Raw genomic sequence first — 18,042 nt, forward strand, 5'->3', positions numbered from 1 at the left:
ATCAAAGGATGGCGGAGCCGGAAGCGCTCGTAAATCAGTGATTTGTGACCTGAGGGGTCACGGAAGATGATTGATGGCCCCGACGGACCATTCGCCCGCGTGATACATGATTTCTGTCACCGACAGGTTGTCGATCCGGTGTGAAAACGCCTGTTGCGCCTCAATATCCAAAGCGCGCTGTACTTGCGTCAGGATCACTCCGAAATGGGCAACGATGACCAGATCCGCGCCTCCATGTGCTGCCATCAGCGCATCGACGGTTTTGTCGACCCGTGCGCGGACGTCGTTCCAGCTTTCGCCGTTCGGAGGGCGCACTTCGCCGGGATTGTCCCAATAGGCAAAGGCAAGCTCGGGGTCTTCAGCCTCAATCTCGGCGAAACCGCGCAGCTCCCACGTGCCGAAGTTGATTTCGCGCAGGTCGGGGTGGTGAGGCAGGCGCAGGCGTTGGCCTTGGATTGCTGTTGCCGTATCCGCTGCGCGCGACAGGTCGGATGAGACGACGACCGCATCCGCAGGTATGTGATCGTGCAACCGTTGCAGCGCGGCCTGATCGCTTAGATCGGCGGGCAGATCAGACCAGCCGACCATCGTTTTAGCATGGGTAGGGCCGTGACGGACCAGATGCAGGCGGGTCATTGCAGGTGTCCTTTCAAGACCATCGGCAGCCCCGCCGTGACCTGCACCACCAGATCAGCCTGCGCCGCCAGCGCAATGTTCAACCGGCCCTGCGCCTCGCGGAACCGGCGGGCGAGGGCGTTTTCGGGCACGATGCCGTGCCCGACCTCATTCGAGACGATCACAAGCTGCGCAGGGCAACTGTGCAGGGCGTTCAGCAGTTGGGTTTGGGCCTGACCCAGATCGTTCTCGGCCAGCAAGTGATTGGTCAGCCACATCGTGGCGCAGTCAATCAGGCAGGCTTGGTCGGTGCTCAGCTCTGCCAGCACCGGGGCAAGGTCCAGCGGAGCTTCGACCGTTTCCCAGCCGGACCCGCGCTGTGCGATGTGGCGATCGACCTTTTGCCGCATCTCGCCATCAAACACTTGTGATGTCGCAAGGTAGATCCTGCTTTTTCCCGAGGATACAACCAGTTGTTCGGCATAGGCCGACTTTCCCGATGCGGCCCCACCCAGCACAAAGGTGAAATTGGCGGTCACAATTCTTACCTTTCTGGTGATCCACTTGGTGATGATCTGCGTATCGACCCTAAGTCGGCAAGGCAAGCCCGGCTGATGCCTGCAAAAAAAGGGAGAGTTTCATGGCACTGGACAACGCATCCGATTTCTCGATGTCCCGCAAAGCGATGAAGGCCGAACTGCTGGACGCGGAAACCGAATTGCAGCTTGCCTATGCCTGGCGCGACAACCGTGACGAACAGGCGCTGCACCGGCTCATCACCGCCTATATGCGTCTCGCTATTTCGATGGCGGCCAAGTTCAAGCGTTACGGCGCGCCGATGAATGATCTGATCCAAGAGGCCGGTCTTGGATTGATGAAAGCCGCCGACAAGTTCGACCCGGATCGCGGCGTGCGGTTCTCGACCTATGCGGTGTGGTGGATCAAGGCCAGCATTCAGGACTATGTGATGCGCAACTGGTCGATGGTGCGGACCGGCTCGACCTCATCCCAGAAGTCGCTGTTTTTCAACATGCGCCGCGTTCAGGCCCGTTTGGAACGTGAAGCTGCAACTGAAGGACTTGAATTGGATCGGCACCAGCTGCACCAGAAGATCGCCAGTGAAATCGGCGTGCCTTTGCGGGATGTTGAGATGATGGAGGGGCGTCTTTCCGGTTCCGATTTTTCGCTTAACGCGGTGCAATCGGCTGATGAAGATGGGCGCGAGTGGATCGATGCGCTGGAAGACGACCGCGAACAGGCCGCCGAAGCGGTCGAACATCGCCATGATACCGAACAATTGCGCGAATGGTTGCTGTTGGCGATGCATTCCCTCAATGACCGCGAAAGATTTATCGTACGGGAACGCAAGCTGCGCGAACCGGCCCGGACCCTTGAAAGCCTGGGCAATGAGCTGGGTTTGTCGAAGGAACGTGTACGCCAGCTTGAGGCCGCGGCCTTCACCAAGATGCGCAAGAACCTTGAAGCCCAATCGCGTGAGGTGCAACACTTCATCGCATGACAAGATTTGCGATTCTGCTGTGTGGGCTGGCGGTTGTAACCAGCGTCGTGCGCCCGGTCCAAGCCGGTGAGTTGATCCCCGAGGATGTCCTGACCGCGATGCGGGACGCCGATGTGGTGATCCTTGGTGAAATCCACGACAACCCGCGTCACCACCTTGTGCAGACCGAGGCGCTGGACGCGATCGCTCCGTCGGCTGTGGTGTGGGAAATGGTGACCGAAGAAGGCGCGCAGCGTCTGGCACAGACCGCCGCGTCCAACCCCGAGGAATTGTCTCGGATCCTGCGCTGGGCAGAGTCTGGCTGGCCCCCTCTGAGCATGTATTACCCGGTCTTTCAGGCCTCGGACGCGCCGATCTATGGCGCCATGGTTCCACGCACTGCCGCGCGCGCCGCGATGGAGAAAGGCGCGGCAACCGCCCTTGGTGCAGATGCGGCACGCTATGGCCTGACTGTTCCTTTGTCGTCCGAGGATCAGGCCGCGCGTGAGGCGGATCAACTGGCCGCCCATTGCGATGCCCTGCCCGCCGAGATGTTGCCGCAGATGGTCTCGATCCAACGCCTGCGTGACGCGGTGCTGACCCGCGCGATCCTGCGCGCGGACGAGGAAACCGATGGTCCGATTGCCGTGATCACCGGCAATGGCCACGCGAGAACCGACCGGGGCATCCCGACCTTTCTGTCGCGGCTGAAGCCGGGGCTGAAGGTCTTTGTGCTGGGTCAGTCCGAAGGCGGCGTAATCGACGGGACCTTTGATGCGGTGATCGACAGCCCGGAAATCGAGCGTGAAGATCCATGCAAAGCGTTTGAGATGCAGAATTAACCGCTGGAACTACCCGGTGGCCTTGCCTAATGTCAGGACCGACCGGGACGGGAAGGGCTGAACATGCTGGCATCAAAACGCATTCTGCTGATCATCGGCGGCGGCATTGCGGCCTATAAGTCGCTGGACCTGATCCGACGGCTGCAAGAGCGCGGCGCGCAAGTTACTCCGGTGCTGACCCGCGCCGCCGAAGAGTTCGTGACGCCGCTGTCGGTCTCTGCACTCGCGGGTCGGAAAGCCTATCGCGATCTCTTCGACCTGACCGATGAGGCCGAGATGGGGCATATCCAACTGTCGCGTTCCGCTGATCTGATCGTGGTCGCGCCTGCTACTGCGGATATGATGGGCAAAATGGCTGCGGGTCTGGCCAACGATCTGGCCTCGACCCTGCTGATGGCCACGGACACCCCCGTTCTGTGTGCGCCTGCCATGAATGTGCGTATGTGGGACCACCCGGCGACCCAGCGCAATCTGAAACAGTTGCAGCAGGACGGCATCCGGTTTGTAGGACCCAACGAAGGTGACATGGCCTGTGGTGAATACGGTCCGGGCCGGATGTCTGAACCATTGGAGATCGTTGCCGCCGTTGAGGCGTATCTGGCCGACGGGCCGCTAAAGGGTAAACGCATCCTTGTGACCTCCGGTCCGACGCATGAACCCATTGATCCGGTGCGCTACATCGCCAACCGCTCATCCGGGGCGCAGGGGACTGCCGTTGCCCGCGCCTTGGCGGCGCTTGGGGCCGAGGTGGTTTTTGTCACGGGCCCTGCCGACGTTCCGCCGCCCCAAGGCGTGCAGGTCGTGCAGGTTGAGACCGCACAGCAGATGTCGGACGCAGTGGATGCGGCGCTGCCCGTGAATGCAGGTGTGTTTGCCGCCGCAGTCGCCGACTGGAAAGTGGCCAGCGCCTCGGATCGAAAACTGAAGAAAAGCCGCGATGGTCTGCCCTCGCTGGAGTTTGCTGAGAATCCTGACATCCTGAAACGCGTTTCGCAGATGGGTGCGGGTCGCCCTGATCTGGTCGTGGGTTTTGCAGCGGAAACCGACGATGTGATCGACAACGCGACGGCAAAGCGTGCCCGCAAGGGATGCGACTGGATCGTGGCAAATGACGTCAGCCCGGCAACCGGCATCATGGGTGGTTCGGAAAATGCAGTCGTCCTGATCTCGGATCAGGGGGCCGAGAGCTGGCCGCGCATGGGCAAAGACATGGTCGCCGCGCGTCTGGCACAAAAGATCGCCGACGCTTTGGCCGGATGATACAAAAGGAATACAAATGGTAGCTATCCGCGTGATCCGGGAAGAGGGGGCAGACGCCTCTGTTCCACTGCCGTCCTATGAGACCACAGGCGCGGCCGGGGCCGATGTGCGCGCCAACCTGCCCGAAGGCGCGTCGATCTTTCTGGAGCCGGGGCAACGCGCCCTTGTCCCCACCGGCCTGCGGATCGAAATCCCGGCAGGGTATGAGGTGCAGGTCCGCCCGCGCTCCGGGCTGGCATTGAAGCATGGCATTACCCTGCCCAATACGCCGGGGACCATCGACAGCGACTATCGCGGCCCGCTGGGTGTGATCGTCATGAACGCAGGGCAGGACCGGTTCGAGGTCACCCACGGAGAACGCATCGCGCAGCTGATCGTCGCGCCTGTCGTGCAGGCCACGTTCGACCTGACCGAAACCCTTGGCGAGACCGCGCGTGGGTCGGGCGGTTTCGGCTCAACCGGGCGCGGCTGATGCTGCTGGTTCTGGTCCTTGCGGCGGGTCTGTGGGGCGTCGGCTATATCGCGGGCGTGTCACGGGCGGCGCGTGTGACCTCGGTCAGTGTGCTAATGGCCGGGGTGATCCTGTCGCATTTGGTTTTGCCAAACGGTCATCCCTTGCGCGAAGCAACCGGAGGGTCGGCGGCGCTGTGGCTGATGCTGGCCGGGGCGGCCGCGCTGGTCATGGCTTATGGCAAGGGGTTGAAAGCGCTGCGAAATCGTGCGCAACCCAAGACGGATCAGTCCGATGCCAAACCCTCGGACCGGTTCACGGAAACCGAGCTGGACCGCTATGCCCGCCACATTGTTCTGCGTGAACTCGGCGGGCCGGGGCAGAAACGGTTGAAAAAGGCCCGCGTCCTGGTGATCGGGGCAGGCGGGCTTGGCGCACCGGCCTTGCAGTATCTGGCCGCAGCGGGTGTTGGCACGATCGGGGTGATCGACGACGACGTGGTCGAAAACGCCAACCTCCAGCGTCAGGTCATCCACCGCGATGCCGATATCGGCGTGCCCAAAGTGTTCTCGGCCCAAAAGGCGATGGAGGCTCAGAACCCCAACGTCACCGTCCTGCCCTACAATCGGCGGCTGAGCGAGGAAATCGCAACGGACCTGTTGGGGGACTTCGACGTGATTCTGGATGGCACCGACAATTTCGAAACCCGCTATCTGGCCAATCGCACGGCCGTTGCGTTGGGCAAACCGCTGATCTCGGGCGCGTTGTCTCAATGGGAAGGACAGCTGAGCATCTTCGACCCGGCCAATGATGCCCCCTGCTACCAGTGTATTTTCCCCGAAGCCCCCGCAGCCGGTCTGGCCCCGTCCTGTTCCGAGGCGGGCGTGATCGGCCCCTTGCCAGGCGTGGTTGGGTCCATGATGGCGGTTGAGGCGATCAAGGTGATTACCGGGGCCGGTCAGGCGCTGCGCGGCGAAATGCTGATCTATGACGCGCTCTATGGGGAAAGCCGCAAGATCACCCTGTCCAAGCGCTCGGACTGCCCGATTTGCGGCGCGGGTGATCAATAAACGCAGTGTAGCTCTGGATCATCTGACCGACCCTTCCTAGGTTGTGGTCAAAGGAGATCTGAATGACCAACCCGATCCTGTCCGACTGGACCACTCCGTTCGAACTCGCCCCTTTTGCCAAGATTTCGGATGATGATTTTGCCCCCGCTCTGGAGGAGGCGCTGCAGGCTCATAACGCGCAGATTGACGCGATCGCCGCAAACGCTGAGGCCCCGAGTTTTGCCAACACGATCGAAGCGCTTGAGGCGGCGGGTGATCAGCTGGATAAAGTTCTGTCGGTTTTCTTCACCGTCGCGGGCGCGGACAGCAATCCGAAACGAGAAGAGCTGCAGCGGGAATTCTCGCCAAAGCTGGCCGCGCATTTTTCGGGCATATCTTCGAACAAGGCGCTGTTCAAACGTGTGGCCGACCTGTGGGCGCGGCGCGATGATCTGGGCCTGAGCGACGAACAGGCCCGCGTGTTGATGCTGTCTCATCGCGGTTTTATCCGCGCCGGCGCGGCGTTGGAGGGCGAGCAGGACGCCCGGATGCAAGAGATCAAGGCGCGGCTGGCGTCACTTGGAACATCCTTCACCCAAAACCTGCTGGCGGATGAGCGCGACTGGTTCATGGACCTGTCCGAGGATGATCTGCAGGGCCTGCCGGATTTCGTTGTCGATGCCGCGCGCGCGGCGGGTCAGGAAAAAGGCGCCGCTGGTCCCGTTGTCACCCTGTCGCGGTCGATCATTGTGCCGTTCCTTCAGTTCTCCACTCGTCGCGACCTACGGGAAAAAGCTTATCGCGCCTGGACCGCGCGCGGGGCGAATGGCGGTGAGACCGACAACCGCGACATCGCCGCTGAGATCCTAAGCCTGCGCGAAGAACGCGCCAAGCTGTTAGGCTATGACAGCTTTGCCGACTACAAGCTTGAGACGGAAATGGCCCGCTCGCCCGACCGTGTTCGCGACCTGCTGATGCAAGTGTGGGAGCCTGCGAAGGCGCGCGCCGACGCAGATGCCGACGTGCTGACCGCGATGATGCAGGAGGATGGCGTCAACGGCCCTCTGGCGGCGTGGGATTGGCGCTACTACGCTGAGAAACGCCGCAAGGCCGAGCATGATCTAGATGAGGCCGCGCTGAAACCCTACCTGCAACTGGATCGGATGATCGAGGCCTCGTTCGCCTGCGCCAACCGTCTGTTCGGGTTGGAGTTCAAACCGCTGGACGTTCCGCTCTACCACCCTGATTGCCGGGCGTGGGAGGTGACGCGCGACGGCAAGCATATCGCGGTCTTCATCGGTGACTATTTCGCACGCGGGTCTAAGAGATCAGGCGCATGGTGCAGTGCGATGCGTGGGCAGGCGAAGTTCCCCAAAGAACAGGCTCCGGTCGTGATCAACGTGTGCAACTTCGCCAAAGGCGATCCGGCGTTGTTGTCCTATGACGACGCACGCACGCTGTTCCATGAGTTCGGGCATGCCCTGCATCAGATGCTGTCGAATGTGACCTATGAAAGCATCTCGGGCACGTCCGTGGCGCGCGATTTTGTCGAATTGCCAAGCCAGCTTTACGAACATTGGCTGGAGGTCCCCGAGGTGCTTGCCGAGTTCGCCACCCACGCGGACACCGGCGAGGCAATGCCGCAGGAAATGCTTGAGAAAGTTCTGAAAGCCGCGAATTTCGATCAAGGGTTCCAGACGGTGGAATATGTCGCCTCGGCTTTGGTTGATCTGGCGTTCCATGAAGGCGCGGCCCCGGCGGACCCGATGGCGAAACAGGCCGAGGTTCTGGACGGTATCGGTATGCCCTCGGCCATCGGCATGCGCCACGCGACCCCGCATTTCGCACATGTCTTCGCGGGCGATGGCTATAGCTCGGGCTATTACAGCTACATGTGGTCCGAAGTGATGGATGCCGACGCATTCGAGGCCTTTGAAGAGGCCGGAGGGGCTTTTGATCCCGAACGTGCCAAAGCTCTGGAAGACAACATCCTGTCCACTGGCGGCTCGCGCGATGCTGAGGAGCTGTATCTGGCTTTCCGAGGTCGGATGCCGGGCGTCGAAGCTTTGCTGAAAGGGCGCGGCCTGATCGCAGCTTAATCCGTTCTCCCTCAGCCCTTGGGGGGGATCAATACCCTAGCTGGCGATCCACCAGATGCACAAACGGCTCGCCAGCTTCGCCGCGCCGGATATTCTCGACAATCACCTGCGCCGCTGTGACCGGCCGTGTTTCCGAGGCGATATGCGGCGTCACTGTCACGTTCGGATGCGCCCAGTAGGGATGATCAGCGGGCAGAGGTTCAACCCGGAACACATCCAGCGTGGCATGTCCGATCTGGCCCGTGTTCAGCGCCTGCAATAGCGCGTCATCGTCGATCAGAGGCCCACGCCCCGGATTGATGATCCGCGCGCCTTTGGGCATCAGCGCAAGGGTTTCGGCGTTCAGAGTGTTCTCGGTCGCCGGTGTATCGGGCAGCAGCAGAACGGCGATCTCGGCCTTTGACAGAGCCTCTCGTAACCCGTCTTCGCCGCTCAGGCAGGTTACTCCGGGGACGGCTTTGGGAGTGCGGCTCCAACCGGTGACGTTGAAATTCAATGCAGCCAGTGCTTGGGCTGCCTCCTGCCCCAATGCGCCAAGGCCCAGAATGCAGACCTTGCGTTCGTTCGCCAATGGCGGTGCGTCGGGCGTCCACACACCGGCTTGCACCTTGATGTGCTGGTCCATCCCCAAATGATAGCGCAGCACATGTCCCACGACCCATTCGGTCATACCTTGGGTTAGACCGTGATCTACCATCCGCGCCAATGGGACTGTCAGCGTCTTGTTCCCCGCGATCTTCTCGACCCCGGCCCAGAGGCTGAGAACCGCTTTCAGCCGGGTGTAGGGCGTGAAATCCAGCAGCCCGCCGCTTGGGGCGTAGACGATGTAGTCCACCTCATCCTCGGGGAATTCGGTTGCCAGATTGAAGGCGACGCCTGCCTTTTGCAGCCCCTCAGTCAGAAGCGGCTGGTACACCGGCCAAATCTCAGGACGCGCGGAGAACAGGATATTGATAGGCATGAAGGGGCCTTCCGATCAGCGGGGGCGGTGGATATGGGCGCTTTGCACAACGCCGAAGGCGGCCATCAGAACCAGCATGGCCGACCCGCCATAGCTGACCATGGGCAGAGGTACCCCGACAACCGGGGCCAACCCCATCACCATCGACATGTTGACCGCAAAGAAAAGGAAGAAGTTCAGCGCGATCCCCATGGTGACCAGCGACGAAAACCTGTCTTTGGTCGACAGAGCGGTAACCATGCAGAAGATCAGGATCAGCGCGTAAAGCAGCAAAAGGGTGATGCCACCGACAAAGCCGAACTCTTCGGCCAATGTGGTGAAGATGAAATCGGTGTGTTTTTCGGGCAGGAAGTTCAGCCGTGATTGCGTGCCCTGCATGAAGCCGCGCCCATTCCATCCACCTGACCCAAGGGCGATCTTGGACTGGGTGATGTGATAGCCCGCGCCCAGCGGGTCAGTAGACGGGTCAAGAAACGTGTCGATCCGGCGGAACTGGTAGTCTTTCAGCAACTGCCATTCGGTCCCTCGGCTGTTGAAAACGGCGGCAATCAGGCCGACCACTGCCGCGATCACGGCGGCGAAATAGGCCCAATGGACACCCGCCAGAAACATGAGCCCTCCGCCAGCGGCCAACAGCAGGATCGAGGTCCCGAGGTCCGGCTGTCGCAGCACCATGAAGGTAGGGATCAGGATCAGCACAACCGGGATCAGAACCCAAAGCGGGCGCGAGGTTTTTTGCGAGGGCAACCAGTCGTAATAGGCCGCCAGCAGCATCACCAGCGCGACTTTCATCACCTCGGACGGTTGCAGGCGCATGAAGCCAAGGTCGATCCAGCGCTGTGCGCCCATGCCGATGGTGCCGAACAGTTCCACAAACACCAACAGCGCGATTGATCCCAGATAGGCCAGCACCGACATATTGCGCCAGAACCAGATCGGCACCAGCGCGATGATGAACATCACCGTCAGGCCCAGCCCGAAACGTTCGATCTGAGGCTCGGCCCATGGCATCCAAGACCCACCCGCCACCGAGTACAACATCAGGAAGCCGGCACTGGCCGTGCTGATCAGCAACAGTGTCAGCGGCCAATTCATATACAGGAACTTGCGGAACCCCGATGGCGTGGTCTTGACCGCATATTCAAGATAGCTCATGCGCGGTCCTTCTCGCTGGGGCGCGCTTTGGGGCGGCGGTCACCCTCGAGCCGTTTTTGCTGTTCCTTGATGCGCTCTCGATCTCCGGCCGGGTAGGCCTCAAGCGGCGGGGTGCCGTTATAAAGCGCCTGAAGCATGATGTCGCGCGCGACCGGGGCCGCCGCCTTGGAGCCGCCTCCGCCGTGTTCAACCACAACCGCAATGGCGTATTTGGGATTGTCATAGGGGGCGAAGCTGACGAACAGCGCATGGTCGCGCCGTTCCCATGGCAGGTCCTCGTTGCGGATCACACCTGCGGCGCGTTCCGCTTTGGTGATATTGCGCACCTGACTGGTGCCGGTTTTGCCCGCCATGCGGAGGTCATCGGCGATGATCCGGCTGCGATAGGCCGTGCCGCGCCGGTCGTTTGAGACCGACCACATCGCCTCGCGGATATGTTTCAGATTGACCGGATTGATCTCAAGCGGTTCGCCCGCGCCCGTTGGCTGTTCGACGCCATCAATCGAGCGGACCAGTCGCGGCTTCACTGCTCGACCGGTGGCGATCCGGGCGGTCATCACGGCTAGCTGCATGGGCGAAGCCAGCATGAATCCCTGCCCGATTGAGGCGTTGGCCGTATCGCCGCTCAGCCATTCCTCACCATGGGTCTTCAGCTTCCACTCTTGGTTAGGCGCCAAACCTGCTCGAACGGCGGACATGGGGATGTCGTGCTTGATGCCAAGCCCAAGGGTGCGCGACATTTCCGATATTTTGTCGATGCCAACCTTCAGCGCCACGTCGTAGTAGTAAACGTCGCAACTGCGCTTTAGCGAAGTATTGAGGTCGACCGTACCGTGACCCCCGCGCTTCCAGCAGTGGAAGCGGCGGCTGCCGACCTTGAGGTGGCCGGGGCAATATACGGTGTTACCGGGGCCAACGACGCCAGCCTCAAGCGCGGCCAGCGCGGTGACCATTTTGAAGGTCGATCCGGGCGGGTATGTGCCTTGAACCGTCTTGTTGGCCAGCGGGCGGTATTTGTCCTGCGTCAGGATCTGGTAGTCCGCAACCGAGATACCGCGCACGAACAGGTTGGGATCGAAACTGGGGGCCGAGGCCATCGCCCTCAGATCGCCGGTTTCGCAATCTATGACAACGGCGGCGGCGCTTTCTCCGGCAAGCCGTGCCTGCGCGTATTGCTGCAGGTCCGCGTCGACCGAGAGTTGCAGATCAGCACCCGTCTGGCCTTCCTGCCGGTCCAACTCGCGCATGACGCGGCCGGTGGCGTTGACCTCGACCCGCTTTGAGCCTGCTTTGCCGCGCAGGTCGATCTCTTGCTTGGCCTCAAGGCCAACCTTTCCGATCTGGAAGCGGGGGATGCGCAGCACCGGTTCGGGGTCTTCGATCTGGCTGAGGTCATAGTCGCTGACCGGGCCGACATAGCCGACGATATGGGCGAAATCCTCATAGCGCGGGTATTGCCGGGTCTGGCCGACCTCAGGCGTGACACCGGGCAGGGCGGGCGCATTGACCGCGACTTTCGAGATATCTTCCCACGTAACCTGATCGACCAGTGTGACCGGCAGGAACGGGGCCGAGCGGCGCATTTCCGTGCGCGCGCGTTCAATCTCATCCTCGTTCAGCGGGATCAGGTCCGAGAGTTTGGCGATCACCTTGTCGATATCACCGGCATCCTCGCGCACAATTACGATGCGGTAGGAGGGTGAGTTCTGCCCGATGACCTGTCCGTTGCGATCATAGATGCGCCCCCGTGTCGGCGGGATCAGGCGGATATTGATGCGGTTTTCTTCGGCCAGAAGGCGATATTCATCCGCTTGGTCGACCTGCATATACCGCATACGCGCGGCCAGCCCGCCAATAAAAACCGCCTGCAAACCGCCCAGTAGCAAGGCCCGCCGGGGCAGACGTTTATAGGCGACACCTTCGCTTTTGATCTTGCGTTGTTTCATGCACGCGCCCCCGCAGCGCTGGCATCCGCGGCCGAGACGCGGCGCACGCCGAATACACTCTGAGAGAGCAGAACAATGACCGGATAGGCCAGAATTGTCAGCACAAGCTGGATCAAAACCGGTAACAAAGCCGCCTGATCAACAGACAGGATTGCAAGGATGACCCGGTTGCCCAGAAAGACGCAAGCAACGACGGCTGTGACCGACATCCATTCTGCTAAAAAACCCGCATCTCGCATCCCGGGTGCTGCAGACCGCAAGTACGCCGCACCCAGCACAACCAATGCGGCCAACAGGCCCGGCGGGCGTTGCAGCAGAAAATCGGCCAGCAACATGACCAGAGCCACCAAAACGGTCGGCACATAGTCCGGCCGCCGGAGTCCCCAAGCAAAAGTAAGGACGATCAGAAAATCCGGAAAAGGCCAGCGATCCGGCTGTGTATCCAGCGGCAGCAGATGCAGAAACAGCACAAACACTGCCAGCCCCCCATAGAGACCGCGCATTGCCCATTTGTGAGAGGCCGGTTTATCCATCGTCGGCTTCCTCAGGTGACAACGAAGCAGCGGGACGTGAGGGGCCAACAATCTGACCCGGATCGCGGATTGTGGGGGCTGAGTTGTAGCGTAGAACGCGCAGGAACTCCAACCGTTCAAAATCGGCAGAGAGACGCACGCGCAGGCGGCCTCCGGGGTCGGCGGCGATCTGGCCGATCAGCAGACCGGCAGGAAACACGCCGCCATCGCCCGAGGTTACGACCCGGTCGCCGGGGCGCACAAGCTCACGGTTTTCCAGAAACTCGACCACTGGGGCAGGGGTGTTGTCGCCGGTGATCAGCGCAGTCTGACCCGAAGGCTGGATAGTTGCGGGAATGACGCTAGAGGCATCGGTCAGCAGAATGACGCGCGCCGTGTCCGGCCCAACACCCGAGATGCGGCCAACCAGCCCGATCCCGTCCATCGTGGCCCAGCCATCGACGATCCCGTCCCGCTCCCCCACATTCAAAAGTACTGACTGCCGGAAGGGTGAGCCGCTATCAGCCATCACAACACCGGTGACGTAGGTCAGGCGCGGATCAAGCCGCACATTATTCAAATCCAGCAGCCGCGCGTTTTCCTGTTCCAACTGCAGCGCCGCCTCTTTCCAGGCGCGCATCAGCCGCAGTTCCGAGCGCAGCTCGCGGTTCTGTTCGCTCAGGCGTTGATAGCTTTGGAAATCACGAAACAGGTTGACCGTTGCGGTGACCGGAACCATGGCCCAGTCCATCGAGGGCACAACAGCATCCACAACCTGCGCGCGGAACCGTTCGACCCGGGGGCTGTCGATCCGCCAGACAATGAAGATGCCCAGCAGGCACAGCACAACGATCCCCAGAAGCAGACGCCGCAGTGGGGCCGTATAGTCATCGCGCTGTGATCGGTCTTTTGCCACAGGTTACCTTCCCGTGCTGCTCGGGCCGAGTTTACCCTATTTTCTAAAGGGTGCGCGCCTTAGCTTTCGTAGTCAATCGCGTGGCGCAGCTGTTTTTCGTATTCTAGCGCTTTGCCGGTGCCCAAAGCCACACAATTCAGGCTTTCATCGGCAATCGACACGGCCAGTCCGGTCTGTTCGCGCAAGGCAAGATCCAGATCACCCAGTAGCGCGCCGCCACCGGTCAGCATCACGCCGCGATCCACGATATCTGCGGCCAGATCGGGCGGCGTGGTCTCCAGCGCGGTCATCACCGCCTCGCAGATTTGCTGGACGGGTTCTGACAGTGCCTCGGCCACCTGAGCCTGGCTGATCTCGATTTCTTTCGGCACGCCGTTCAAGAGGTCGCGTCCGCGGATATGCATCGACTGGCCACGGCCATCGTCGGGCATGCGGGCGGTTCCGATGGTGGTCTTGATGCGCTCAGCGGTGGATTCGCCGACCAGCAGGTTCTGCTGACGACGCAGGTATGAGATGATCGCCTCGTCCATACGGTCCCCACCCACGCGGACCGAGCGGGCGTACACGATATCGCCCAGCGACAGAACCGCAACCTCGGTTGTACCGCCGCCGATGTCGACGACCATGTTGCCGGTCGGATCGGTGATCGGCATGCCTGCCCCAATCGCTGCTGCAATCGGTTCGGCAATCAGGCCAGCACGGCGCGCGCCTGCGGACAGAACCGATTGACGGATCGCGCGTTTTTCAACCGGGGTCGCGCCATGCGGGACGCAGACGATGATCTTTGGCTTCGAGAAGGTCGAACGCTTGTGCACCTTGCGAATGAAGTGCTTGATCATTTCCTCGGCGGTGTCGAAGTCGGCAATCACGCCTTCGCGCATCGGGCGAATGGCCTCGATGGATCCAGGCGTCCGGCCCAGCATTAGCTTGGCGTCTTCGCCCACAGCCAGAACCTTTTTTACGCCGTCCTTGACGTGATAGGCTACAACCGAGGGTTCAGACAGGATCACACCGCGCCCCTTGACGTAGACCAGCGTGTTTGCCGTTCCAAGGTCGATAGCCATGTCCGCTGTGAACAGGCCGCCCAGATTGCCAAAGATCCCCATGTTTCCCCTGATCCTGTATGTCGGTTTTCTACTGCCCGCGACTCGACGGTTCCGGGACGGATGACTTATAGGGTGCCAACTCGCCCGGTAAAAGGGCTGATTCCGCGGCAATCAGCACCTTTTCGCCTCAATTGCAGGGACTGTAGAAGGCAACATGCTCTCATATCAACATATTTACCACGCCGGGAATCTGGCTGATGTGCAAAAGCACGCTTTATTGGCATGGACCCTGTCCTATCTGACCCAAAAGGACAAACCGCTGACCTATGTCGAAACCCATGCGGGGCGCGGGCTCTACCGGCTGGATTCAGATGAGGCGCTTAAGACCGGAGAAGCAGCTGCCGGGATTGAGCGGGTGCAGCGTGGTGCGTGGTTTGGCGATGATCATCCGCTGGCGCAGGCCATCGAGATGACCCGGGCGCGTTTTGGAGAGGCCAGCTATCCCGGATCGCCCTTGATTGCGGCTAGCTTGTTAAGGTCGCAGGACAGTCTTCACCTCGCCGAATTGCATCCGCAGGAATACGCGGCATTGTCGCTGGCGGTGCCGGGGGGCAATACGCGCGTCTACAAGCAGGACGGGTATGAGCTGGCGCAGTCACTGCTCCCACCGACGCCCAGACGAGGCATGCTGCTGATTGACCCCAGCTACGAGGTGAAGGCGGAATATGACCGCCTGCCGGGGATAATCGCCAAGCTGCATCGCAAGTGGAACGTGGGCGTGATCGCTTTGTGGTATCCGATCCTGAAGGACAGGCGGCACAAGCCGATGGTGGATGCGCTGAATGCTCAGGGTTTCCCGAAGGTGCTGAAACATGAGGTGTTGTTCCCCGCAGCGCGCGAGGGGCATGGGATGGTCGGGTCTGGAATGTTCGTGATCAACGCGCCCTTTGGTTTGGATCAGGAAACGCACAGACTGTCCGGCTTGTTCAAACAGCTCTGAGGCCTTGGTGGGAAACACGTAAAGCTCCCGCCCCGTTTGCCTGCATCAAAGATGCCGTCAAACGCGTTGGGCCCGGCAGCGCGCCATAGGCGCGCTGCCGGGCCCAAAACCCAAGGTGGGTCGGCGAAGCCGGGCCGCCGCGGGTGCGGGAGCCCTTTGCCGTTTCTAGGTCAGGTCTTTGTAGCTGATCTCACGCGTGTCTACGCCGGGGCCTGTTTTCTCGCGCCGGACGATCAGGCGGTTCAGCGCGTGGATATAGGCTTTGGCTGACGCAACAACCGTATCAGTGTTGGCTGACTGACCGGTGGCGATCATGCCGTCCTCGCTCAGCCGGACCGAGACCGTGGCTTGCGCGTCGGTGCCTTCGGTCACTGCGTGAACCTGATACAGTTGCAACCGGGCGTTGTTGGGATAGATCGCGCGGATCGCTTTGAACGTTGCATCCACAGGCCCGTCGCCGTGCTCGGTGGCGATGATGTCCTTGCCGTCCATCTCAAGCTCAACGGTTGCTTCGGCCTGACCACCGGTGCCGCAGGTCACTTTCATCGAGACAAGCTGCAGATAGTCGTCATGCTCATCCATGGTCATCAAGGCGATCAGGTCGTCGTCGAACACCTCTTTTTTACGGTCGGCCAGATCCTTGAACCGAACGAAGATGTCTTTGAGTTGGTTGTCGCCCACATCAAACCCCAACGTCTCAAGCTTGTCACGCAGCGCGGCGCGGCCCGAGTGTTTGCCTAAGGGCAGAGAAGTCCCTGAGAGGCCGATATCCTCGGGGCGCATAATCTCGAAGTTTTCGCGGTTTTTCAGCATGCCATCCTGATGGATGCCGCTTTCATGCGCGAAGGCGTTCTTGCCGACGATGGCCTTGTTGAACTGCACGTTGAAGCCCGACACCGTCGCCACGCGACGTGAGATATGCATGATCTTGGTGGTGTCGATGCCCGTGTGCCAAGGCATGATGTCGTTGCGGGTGCGCAGCGCCATCACGACCTCTTCCAAAGCCGTATTGCCCGCCCGTTCGCCCAGACCGTTGATGGTACACTCGATCTGACGCGCACCGCCTGCAACAGCGGCCAGAGAGTTCGCGGTCGCCAGGCCAAGGTCGTTGTGGCAGTGCGTGGCAAAGATCACCTCATCCGCGCCGGGCACAGTCTCGATCAGGCGTTTGATCAGGTCGGCAGACTCCACCGGGGCGGTGTAGCCCACCGTGTCAGGGATGTTGATCGTGGTTGCGCCTGCTTTGATCGCAATCTCGATCACACGGCAGAGGTAGTCCCACTCGGTCCGCGTCGCATCCATCGGTGACCACTGCACGTTTTCACACAAGTTGCGCGCGTGGCTCACGGTTTCGTGGATCTTTTCGGCCATCTCGTCCATCGTCAGGTTCGGAATGGCGCGGTGCAGGGGGGATGTGCCGATAAACGTATGAATGCGATTCTTCTCGGCGTGTTTCACCGCCTCCCAGCAGCGGTCGATATCGGCGAAGTTCGCACGGGCCAGCCCGCAGATACGGCTGTTTTTCGATCGTTGCGCGATTTCGGAAACGGCTTTGAAATCGCCCTCGGATGCGATGGGGAAACCGGCTTCGATAATGTCGACGCCCATTTCGTCCAACAGCTCGGCAATCTCGAGCTTTTCGTCATGGGTCATGGTTGCGCCGGGGCTCTGCTCGCCGTCGCGCAAAGTGGTATCGAAGATCAAGACGCGGTCTTGGTCGGTCACGTTGGTCATGGGGTTCTCTTTCTTCTTCTGTCCTAAAGCCTCTTGGCGCGCTGGCGTCCTCCTCTGAGCGGGCGCGCCGGTTGGCACGCTCAGAGGCGGATTAGGATCAGTAGGCCACGCAGCGACGCACCGCGAAGGGCGGTGTCGGCAACAAGGATATCTGCGCGGTTGATCATGAGGATGAGGTTATACCCAGCTTGCGCGGAATGAAAAGAACCAAAATGAGGGCGTGGTCCTTTCTGTGCGAATTCTTGGGGACCCAACATTGATCCAGCCGATACCGCCGCTAGGTCGAGAGACATGAAAACAGCTTTGGTTATAGGCGCCTCTGGCGGAATTGGTGCGACGCTTTGCGCGCGTCTTGAGGGACTAGGCGTGCAGGTCACAAGCCTGTCCCGGTCGGTTGACGGGTTTGATCTGACCCAACCGGACGAGGCTTTGCAGATGTTGGATGACCTGCCTGATCCGTTCGATCTGGTTTTGGTCACCTCAGGCGCGTTGGAGATCAACGGGGCGGAGCCGGAAAAGACGATCCGCGCTGTATCGGCACAGGCCATGATGGATCAGTTTGCGTTGAATGCGGTTGGCCCGGCTTTGGTCCTTAGCCATGCGCACAGATTGCTGCCGCGCGACAGGCGATCTGTTTTTGGTGTCCTGTCGGCGCGTGTGGGGTCGATCGGAGACAACCGGATCGGGGGTTGGATCAGCTACCGTGCCGCCAAAGCCGCTGTGAATCAGATCGTCCACACCTCGGCCATTGAGCTGACGCGCACGCATAAACAGGCGATCTGCGTGTCTTTGCATCCCGGCACCGTCAAAACGGGTTTCACGCAGAAATACCTAGGGCGGCATCCGGCTGTGGAGCCTGAAGAGGCCGCTCGGAATTTGCTAGACGTGGTCAACGGCCTGACAACCGATGACACGGGTGGGTTCTTCGACTGGGCCGGAAAATCCGTTCCGTGGTAGC

At 60.8% G+C, this 18,042-nt stretch carries 17 protein-coding genes; 8 read left to right on the plus strand and 9 right to left on the minus strand.

Translation table 11 applies throughout. The features are described from left to right. Positions 1-57 precede the first annotated feature (57 nt). Positions 58-636, minus strand: a complete 579-nt coding sequence (locus AC2FD8_RS15635) for a histidine phosphatase family protein (protein WP_496857600.1) — start codon at positions 634-636, stop codon at positions 58-60. Further along, complete coding sequence (cobU, locus tag AC2FD8_RS15640) at positions 633-1,154, minus strand: bifunctional adenosylcobinamide kinase/adenosylcobinamide-phosphate guanylyltransferase (protein WP_496857601.1); 522 nt, start codon at positions 1,152-1,154, stop codon at positions 633-635. Before cobU ends, AC2FD8_RS15635 begins: the two co-directional genes overlap by 4 nt. A 101-nt stretch (positions 1,155-1,255) precedes the next feature. Between cobU and AC2FD8_RS15645 the strand changes: the two genes are divergently transcribed. The 6 genes from AC2FD8_RS15645 (at position 1,256) to AC2FD8_RS15670 (ending at position 7,814) form a co-directional block, all read left to right on the plus strand. After that, positions 1,256-2,134 (plus strand): RNA polymerase factor sigma-32, encoded by an 879-nt coding sequence (locus AC2FD8_RS15645; protein ID WP_496857603.1) that lies wholly within the window; start codon positions 1,256-1,258, stop codon positions 2,132-2,134. Further along, on the plus strand, positions 2,131-2,955 hold the full coding sequence (locus AC2FD8_RS15650; protein ID WP_496857605.1) for a ChaN family lipoprotein: 825 nt from the start codon (positions 2,131-2,133) through the stop codon (positions 2,953-2,955). Before AC2FD8_RS15645 ends, AC2FD8_RS15650 begins: the two co-directional genes overlap by 4 nt. 63 nt (positions 2,956-3,018) lie before the next feature. Further along, positions 3,019-4,215 carry a bifunctional phosphopantothenoylcysteine decarboxylase/phosphopantothenate--cysteine ligase CoaBC gene (gene coaBC / locus AC2FD8_RS15655; RefSeq protein ID WP_496857607.1) on the plus strand — a complete coding sequence of 399 codons (1,197 nt, stop codon included), beginning with the start codon at positions 3,019-3,021 and terminating at the stop codon, positions 4,213-4,215. 16 nt (positions 4,216-4,231) lie between these two features. After that, positions 4,232-4,687, plus strand: a complete 456-nt coding sequence (gene dut / locus AC2FD8_RS15660) for a dUTP diphosphatase (protein WP_496857609.1) — start codon at positions 4,232-4,234, stop codon at positions 4,685-4,687. Then, positions 4,687-5,736: a HesA/MoeB/ThiF family protein gene (locus tag AC2FD8_RS15665; RefSeq protein WP_496857611.1), complete on the plus strand. Its 1,050-nt coding sequence runs from the start codon at positions 4,687-4,689 to the stop codon at positions 5,734-5,736. Before dut ends, AC2FD8_RS15665 begins: the two co-directional genes overlap by 1 nt. A gap of 62 nt (positions 5,737-5,798) precedes the next feature. Continuing rightward, on the plus strand, positions 5,799-7,814 hold the full coding sequence (locus AC2FD8_RS15670) for a M3 family metallopeptidase (protein WP_496857613.1): 2,016 nt from the start codon (positions 5,799-5,801) through the stop codon (positions 7,812-7,814). A gap of 28 nt (positions 7,815-7,842) precedes the next feature. Here AC2FD8_RS15670 and AC2FD8_RS15675 read toward each other — a convergent pair whose 3' ends face one another. Genes AC2FD8_RS15675 through AC2FD8_RS15700 form a run of 6 tightly spaced genes read right to left on the minus strand, consistent with a single transcriptional unit; the run spans position 7,843 to position 14,410 of the window. Then, positions 7,843-8,775 (minus strand): 2-hydroxyacid dehydrogenase, encoded by a 933-nt coding sequence (locus tag AC2FD8_RS15675; RefSeq protein ID WP_496857615.1) that lies wholly within the window; start codon positions 8,773-8,775, stop codon positions 7,843-7,845. A 15-nt stretch (positions 8,776-8,790) separates the two neighbouring features. Continuing rightward, the gene (rodA, locus tag AC2FD8_RS15680) at positions 8,791-9,930 is read right to left on the minus strand and encodes a rod shape-determining protein RodA (protein WP_496857617.1); all 1,140 of its coding nucleotides are present in this window, start codon (positions 9,928-9,930) and stop codon (positions 8,791-8,793) included. Continuing rightward, positions 9,927-11,876 carry a penicillin-binding protein 2 gene (gene mrdA / locus AC2FD8_RS15685; protein ID WP_496857619.1) on the minus strand — a complete coding sequence of 650 codons (1,950 nt, stop codon included), beginning with the start codon at positions 11,874-11,876 and terminating at the stop codon, positions 9,927-9,929. The genes rodA and mrdA overlap by 4 nt, the downstream gene beginning before the upstream one ends. Continuing rightward, positions 11,873-12,409 carry a rod shape-determining protein MreD gene (locus AC2FD8_RS15690; RefSeq protein WP_496857621.1) on the minus strand — a complete coding sequence of 179 codons (537 nt, stop codon included), beginning with the start codon at positions 12,407-12,409 and terminating at the stop codon, positions 11,873-11,875. The genes mrdA and AC2FD8_RS15690 overlap by 4 nt, the downstream gene beginning before the upstream one ends. Further along, positions 12,402-13,304, minus strand: coding sequence for a rod shape-determining protein MreC (gene mreC / locus AC2FD8_RS15695; RefSeq protein WP_496857622.1), 903 nt, complete (start codon positions 13,302-13,304; stop codon positions 12,402-12,404). The genes AC2FD8_RS15690 and mreC overlap by 8 nt, the downstream gene beginning before the upstream one ends. Positions 13,305-13,363: 59 nt before the next feature. Next, positions 13,364-14,410 (minus strand): rod shape-determining protein, encoded by a 1,047-nt coding sequence (locus tag AC2FD8_RS15700; RefSeq protein WP_039523195.1) that lies wholly within the window; start codon positions 14,408-14,410, stop codon positions 13,364-13,366. Positions 14,411-14,564: 154 nt separating this feature from the next. Here AC2FD8_RS15700 and AC2FD8_RS15705 point away from each other — a divergent pair, with 154 nt between their 5' ends. Then, entirely contained in the window at positions 14,565-15,350 is a 786-nt protein-coding gene (locus AC2FD8_RS15705; protein ID WP_496857624.1) for a 23S rRNA (adenine(2030)-N(6))-methyltransferase RlmJ, read from the plus strand. A 165-nt stretch (positions 15,351-15,515) separates the two neighbouring features. Here the strand turns inward: AC2FD8_RS15705 and AC2FD8_RS15710 are convergent, their stop codons facing one another. Then, positions 15,516-17,084, minus strand: coding sequence for a 2-isopropylmalate synthase (locus AC2FD8_RS15710; RefSeq protein WP_496857626.1), 1,569 nt, complete (start codon positions 17,082-17,084; stop codon positions 15,516-15,518). Positions 17,085-17,375: 291 nt separating this feature from the next. On the opposite strand from AC2FD8_RS15710, the gene AC2FD8_RS15715 reads away from it, so the two are divergent. Next, entirely contained in the window at positions 17,376-18,041 is a 666-nt protein-coding gene (locus AC2FD8_RS15715; protein ID WP_496857628.1) for an SDR family NAD(P)-dependent oxidoreductase, read from the plus strand. The last annotated feature ends 1 nt before the right edge of the window (position 18,042 follow it).

The organism is Ruegeria sp. YTSC192, assembly GCF_059609705.1.